At 72.4% G+C, this 6544-nt stretch carries 5 protein-coding genes; all 5 read right to left on the reverse strand.

What is annotated here, in order from left to right:
- Positions 1-40 precede the first annotated feature (40 nt).
- A complete protein-coding gene (locus tag AC07EQ_RS10435; RefSeq protein WP_478387722.1) occupies positions 41-628 on the reverse strand; it encodes a TetR/AcrR family transcriptional regulator in 588 nt (195 codons plus the stop codon).
- Positions 629-683: 55 nt separating this feature from the next.
- Positions 684-1877, reverse strand: a complete 1194-nt coding sequence (locus AC07EQ_RS10440; RefSeq protein WP_478387723.1) for a GNAT family N-acetyltransferase — start codon at positions 1875-1877, stop codon at positions 684-686.
- Positions 1878-1920: 43 nt separating this feature from the next.
- Complete coding sequence (locus AC07EQ_RS10445) at positions 1921-2502, reverse strand: DUF4333 domain-containing protein (protein ID WP_478387724.1); 582 nt, start codon at positions 2500-2502, stop codon at positions 1921-1923.
- Positions 2503-2602: 100 nt separating this feature from the next.
- Entirely contained in the window at positions 2603-5380 is a 2778-nt protein-coding gene (locus AC07EQ_RS10450) for a DEAD/DEAH box helicase (RefSeq protein WP_478387725.1), read from the reverse strand.
- 85 nt (positions 5381-5465) lie between these two features.
- Positions 5466-6347, reverse strand: coding sequence for a diacylglycerol/lipid kinase family protein (locus AC07EQ_RS10455; protein WP_478387726.1), 882 nt, complete (start codon positions 6345-6347; stop codon positions 5466-5468).
- Positions 6348-6544 lie beyond the last annotated feature (197 nt).

Here is a 6544-nt window from a genome sequence, read left to right on the forward strand (position 1 = left end):
CAGAACACGTCGATCTGATCCCGGTGTGCGGTCGCGAGCATCACGCCCGCTCCGCGCGAACGCCCTCCAGCAGGTCGGCCAGCTGGTCGCCCACCGTCCGCAGCGCCGCGACGTCCCGCTGGACCTTGCAGAGCAGCAGCGCACCTTCGAGCATCGACAGCGCGATGACCGCGAGCCCCTCGGCCCGCGCCGCCGGAATCCCCCAGCCGGTGAACGCCGCCGCCAGACCCACCAGCCAGGTCCCGTACGCGCCGTCGCACGCCGACCTGACGTCCGGGCTGTCCGCGCTCGCCTCCAGCGCCACGGTGGCCACCGGGCATCCCCTGCTGAAGTCCGATTCCTCCAGCGCCTGCGCGAAGTGCGCCATCATCGCCGCCACGGCTTCGCGCGGCCCGCTCGCCTCCGCCAGCGCCGCGGCCAGCAGCTCGGCCACCTGCCGGCCGGACGCCTCGACGGCCTCGGCAGCGAGCTGCTGCTTGCCGCCCGGGAAGTGGAAGTACAGCGAGCCCCGCGGCGCCTCGGCCTCGGCGAGCACCTGGTTGACGCCGGTGGCGTGGTAGCCCTGCCGCCGGAACAGCTCCATCGCGGTGTCGAGCATCTGCTGCTTCGTCTGCGCACCTTTCCTCACGCAGAAAATATGACACTCGGTCTACATATTTTCAAGCCGAACGCGCCGCGCGCGGTCAGAAACTGGTGCCGCACCAAGGCGTTTCGACCGCGGCGAACAGCCGGTCCGCCGCGGCGACCGCCGCCGGGTCACGTGCCTCGATCCGGCCGGCCGCCACCAGTCCCGACGCCTTCTGGTCGCCCAGGTACAGCGCCGCGAGCGCCGCAACGTCCAGGACGAGCTGGGGTTCGCCGGAGCACCGGTCCACGCCGTCCGGGCCGACCCGGTAAGCGCCGTCGTTGTGCGGCAGGAACTCGTCCCGGACCTCGATCACCACCGGATCGGCCGGGCCGAAGGCCCGCGCCCGCAACGCTTCGAGCACGTCCACCAGGCGCAGCCACAGGTCGTCGTCGACGCTGGTGACCCGGCACTGGCGACGATCCGCCAGCCACCACTCCAGCGGCTCGTCCAGCGGCCGGTGGCGGCCCACCACCCGGTCCACGAGGTCGACGCCGAGCAGGAACCGCCACAGCTGGACCGCTGCGGTCGCGTTCGCCGACTTCAGGTCGTAGACCTGCAGCGTGTGGACGTCGTCGGCGTTCTTCGCCTCGTACAGGGCGAACCCGTCGTCCAGCCCGTCGCTATCGGTGTGCACCGCGACCAGGACGCCCTCGCCGAGCCACGACCGCTGCCCCGCCCACCACGCGTCGTCCCGGCCGATCTGCCCCGGCCGGTCCTGGGCGCAGCGCTGGTAGATCGCAGGCAGGATCGGCGCCGCCTCGTCCCGGTCCAGCAGCCGCACCCGGCCGCCGACCGGCGCGCCCGGCCGCAGCGCCGCCCGGCGGCGGTCGAGTTCCACCGTGCGGCTGCGGCTGACCACGCCGTAGCCGTACCGCTCGTAGATCACCGCTTCCGTGGCGTGCAGCATCGCCACCGCCTCGCCGCGCCGCCGCGCGTCTTCGAGCTGCTCCCGCATCAACGACGTGAGCAGTCCGCGCCGGGTCTGGTCGGCGCGAACGCCGACCCCGGTCACCGCGCCGACCGGCAGCCGTCTCCCGCCGGGCACCGTGACGACGTTCGTCGTCGCCATCGCCGTGCCGGCAAGCGCGCCGTCGACGAACGCGCCCAGCACGCGCCCCGGCTCGTGGCGCCCGGAGTTCCGCTCCCACTCCTCGTCCTTCGACGGGCGCCACAGCAGGGCGCGGCGGAACAGATCGTGGGCTTCGCGGAACTCCGATTCGGCCAGGGGCCGCACTTCATGACCGGTCACGCCCACGATCTTCCCGGTCGGATCCCCCCGGGTCGACCGATTTTCACCTGGGGTGGCCGACCTCGTAGACGCCCTTCTCGTTCTTCACCGTCACGGTCACGGTCTTGGGCTGCGAATCGACGGTGACCTTGCAGTCGAAGCGGTGCCCGACGGCCACCCGCTGCCCGGCGGGGCAGCTGACCTGGCCGACCCCGGTCATGCCGTAGGAACTCCGCAGCGTCTGCGAAACACCCTTCTCGACGCTGGCCGAGTCGAAGACCGGCTTCACGAACCAGCCCGGCGTGATGAAGCCGAGGACCAGCACCACGAGGACGAGGATCACCGCGATGATGCCGGCGAACACCCACGGCAGCGCCGAACGCTTCTTCTTCTTCGGCCCGAACTCGTCGAAATGGCCGAAGCCGCCCTGTTGCGGGAACTGGGCGCCGCCGGGCGGGTACGGCTGGCCGTAGCCGTACTGCTGCTGCGGCGGCGGCGCCTGCGGTGGTCGTGGTGGTTGCGGCGCCTGCTGCGGCGCGAAACCACCCGGCTGCGGATAGCCCGGCGCCGCCGGCTGCATCCCAGGGCCCTGGGGTTGCTGCCCCCACTGGGGATAGCCCCCCGGCGGACCGTAAGGGGACGACATCTATAACCTCCGGACGATTCTTCACCTGACCGACGTTCCCGACGCCAGGAAATCCAACCACAACCGACCGGCCGCCCGAATCGGCCGGGCGGCCGTTACGTCACACCGCGCCGGCGGCGACCACACCGCGCCGGATCGCGGTGACCGCCTTCGCCGCCGCCGAACCCACCGGGTCCGCCACGCCGACGACCTCGCGGACCTGATCGAGCAGGTCGATGACCTGGCGGCACCAGCGCACGAAGTCGCCCGCCGACAGCTCGTGCCCGCTGGACTCGGCGGCGGTGAGCACCTTCTCCAACGACTCGCCGCGCGCCCAGCGGAACACCGGCCAGGCGAAACCGGCGTCCGGCTCGCGCGTGCGGTCCAGCTTGTGCCGCCGCTCGTCGTCCTCCAGCTCCGCCCACAGCCGCCAGGTGGCGGCCAGCGCGTCGCTGACCGGGCCGGACGGCACCTGCGGCGCCAGCCCCTCCCGCCGCGACTCGTAGACCAGCGACGACACCACGGCCGCCAGCTCGGCCGGGCCCAGCCCGCGCCACGTCCCGACCCGCAGGCACTCGGCGGCCAGCAGGTCCGACTCGCTGTAGAGCCGGGACAGTCGCCGCCCGTGCTGGGTGACCTGACCCTCCGACGAGCCCGCCACCGGCAGGTAGTCCCGTTCGGTCAGCAGCGCGACGATCCGGTCGAAGGACCGGGCCAGCGAGTGCGTGGTCGCGGCGACCTTGCGACGCAGGTTCTCGTTCTCACCGCGCAGCCGCTCGTGGCGCTCGGCCCACCGGGCGTGGCTCTCGCGCTCGTCGCAGCCGTGGCACGGGTGCGCCTTCAGCGCCCGCCGCAGCGTCGCCAGCTCCGCGTCGTCGGTCGCGTCGGAACGCCGCCTGCCGCGCCCGCCGGAGGCCTCGAGGCCGGTGTTGCGCAGCGAGGACGCCAGATCCCGCCGCGACCTCGGCGAGCGGGTGTCGACGTGCTTCGGCAGCTTCATCTTGCCCAGCGGCTCCACCGGCGAGGTGAAGTCGGCGACCGACAGCCGCCCCGACCAGCGGTCCTCGGTGACCACCAGCGGCCGCGGCTCGCCCATCGGCTCCAGCCCCGGGTCGATCACCACCGCGAGCCCCGCTCGGCGCCCGGCGGGCACCGAGATGACGTCGCCCTTGCGCAGCTTCTCCAGCGACTTGGCCGCCTCCGCGCGCCGCGACTGCCGGTTCTGCCTGGCCAGGTGCTTCTCCCGCTCGGAAATGCGGCGGCGCAGCTCGAAGTACTCCTCGAAGTCGCCCAGGTGGCAGTGCATCGCCTCGGCGTAGCCGGTGAGCGCCTCGCTGTTGCGGTCCACGCGCCGCGACAGCCCGACCACCGACCGGTCGGCCTGGAACTGCGCGAACGACTGCTCCAGCAGTTCCCGCGCGGCGTCCTGACCGACGCGCTGCACGAGGTTGACGGCCATGTTGTAGCCGGGCCGGAACGACGAGCGCAGCGGGTACGTGCGGGTGGAGGCCAGCCCGGCGACCTGCTTCGGGTCGACGCCCGGCTGCCAGACGACCACCGCGTGGCCCTCGATGTCGATGCCGCGCCGCCCGGCCCGGCCGGTGAGCTGCGTGTACTCGCCGGGGCTGAGGTCCACGTGCGATTCGCCGTTGAACTTCACCAGCCGCTCCAGCACCACCGTGCGGGCGGGCATGTTGATGCCCAGCGCCAGCGTCTCGGTGGCGAACACGGCCTTGACCAGGCCGCGGACGAACAGCTCCTCGACGGTCTCCTTGAACGCCGGCAGCAGCCCCGCGTGGTGCGCGGCCAGCCCGCGCTCCAGCGCCTCCCGCCACTCCCAGAAGCCCAGCACCGCCAGGTCGCTCTCCGGCAGGTTGGTGGTGTGCTCGTCGATCACCTCGCGGATCTCGTCGATCTCCGCTTCGGTGGTCAGCCGCAGGCCCGACCGCATGCACTGGGCGACGGCCTGGTCGCAGCCGTTGCGGCTGAAGATGAACACGATCGCGGGCAGCAGCCCGGCCGCGTCCAGGCTGGTCAGCGTCTCCACCCGCGACGGTGGGGAGAACCGGGGCGGGCGCGGGCCCTTGCGCTTGGCGTTCGGCCCGCCGCGCCGGCCGCCGTAGGGCAGGTGCACGCGAGCGAGCTGCTGGGTGTGCCGCAGCAGGTTCGGGTTGATCTGCAGTTCCCGGTCCGCGGTCTCGCCGCCGAAGAGGTCGAACATCCGGGAGCCGACCTGCATGTGCTGCCACAGCGGCACCGGCCGGTGCTCGTCGACGACCACCGTCGTGTCGCCGCGCACCTCCTGCAGCCACTCGCCGAACTCCTCGGCGTTGCTCACCGTCGCCGACAGGCTCGCGACCTGCACGTACTCCGGCAGGTGCAGGATCACTTCCTCCCACACCGCGCCGCGGAAGCGGTCGGCGAGGTAGTGCACCTCGTCCATCACGACATAACCGAGCTGGTCGAGGCTGCGGGAACCCGCGTAGAGCATGTTGCGCAGCACCTCGGTGGTCATCACGACCACCTGCGCCTCGCCGTTGATCGAGGTGTCGCCGGTCAGCAGCCCGACCGCGTCGCTACCGTGCCGCTCGCACAGGTCGGCGTACTTCTGGTTGGACAGCGCCTTGATCGGCGTGGTGTAGAAGCACTTCCGGCCCTCCTTGAGCGCGAGGTGCACGGCGAACTCGCCGACCACGGTCTTGCCGGCGCCGGTGGGCGCGCACACCAGGACGCCGCGCCCGGCCTCCAGGGCCTGGCAGGCGGTGTTCTGGAACGGGTCGAGTTCGAAGGACATCCCCCCGGCGAACTCCGCTAGCGCGGGATGCGCGCTGCGGCGGGTGTGCGCCGTGAAGGCGTCGGCCGGGGACAGCTTGGTGGGGTTGGAACGGCTGGCAGCCACACCCCCAGACTTTCACATCACACCGACCGCCGTCTCAGCCCTCACGGTCGTGAGTGCACAACCGCGTCCCAGCCCGGTTCGGCGCTCACGAACCCACCACCTCCAGCGCGCCGGGGACGCAGCGCATGCTCAGCGGCAGGCGGGCCTGCGGTTCTCCGTCCGCGTAGGCCATCCAGCCGTTCTCGCCGCCCAGCCGCACGCGCTGCGCCCGCAGCGTGAACACCGCCGGGTGCTCGACGTGCCGCCCGGTCCGCAGCGACGGCAGGATCCGCACCAGGTCGCGCCGGGTGACCTCACCGACCACCGTCAGGTCGAGGAGCCCGTCGCGCGCGTCGGCGTCCGGGCAGACCGGGATGCCGCCGCCGTAGCAGGCGGTGTTGCCGACCGCGACGAGCGTGGCGATCAGCTCCGTCGTGCCCGCGTCGGTCTCCACCCGCAGCGGCATCGGCCGGAGGCCCAGCAGCTCGCGCACCACCGCCAGGTCGTACCGGCGCTGTCCGCGCGGCCAGCGCATCCGGTTCGCCCGCGCGTTGACCCGCGAGTCGAATCCGGCGCACAGCACCGTCGCGAACCAGCCGCCGCCCGCGACCTTGCCGAGATCGATGCGGCGCCGCTCGCCCGCTCGCAACGCCTCCGCCACCGCCCGCGCCGCCGCGACCGGGTCGCGCGGCACGCCGAGCCCGCGGGCCAGGTCGTTGCCGGTCCCGGCCGGGATCAGGGCCAACGCCGTCGCCGACTCCGCGCAGGCCTGCACCGCCAGGTGCGCGACGCCGTCGCCGCCCACCACCGCGAGCACATCGGCGCCGTCGGCCACCGCCCGCTTCGCGGCGTCGGCGGTGCCGCGGGCATCGGCGGCGAGCACCGTCTTCACGTCGCAGACGCCGCGAAGGTGGCCGACGAGTTCGCCGACCACCGTCGCGGAGAGTCCACCACCGGCAGCAGGGTTGATCACCAGGACGCAGCGCACGAGGCAAGATCCTCACCCACGCGCCCCTGCCTTGGCCAGTGCCCCAGGTCCCCGTTGCCGATTCGTTCTGCCGCAATTTCCAATTGAAATCGAACCTTCGATTGAGCCTTTTTCATCCTGGTCTGTGCAGGTGAGGGGCCGGGTGGGCGTGTCGTTGCGGGGGAAATAGTGAAGCTCCTGGTAGATGGATCGTCGAC

The organism is Saccharopolyspora sp. NPDC045839 (assembly GCF_056431645.1).

What these genes read in the sequence shown, in the direction of transcription:
- AC07EQ_RS10445 (WP_478387724.1), bottom strand. Translation starts at nt 2,502, where the DNA reads ATGTCGTCCCCTTACGGTCCGCCGGGGGGCTATCCCCAGTGGGGGCAG.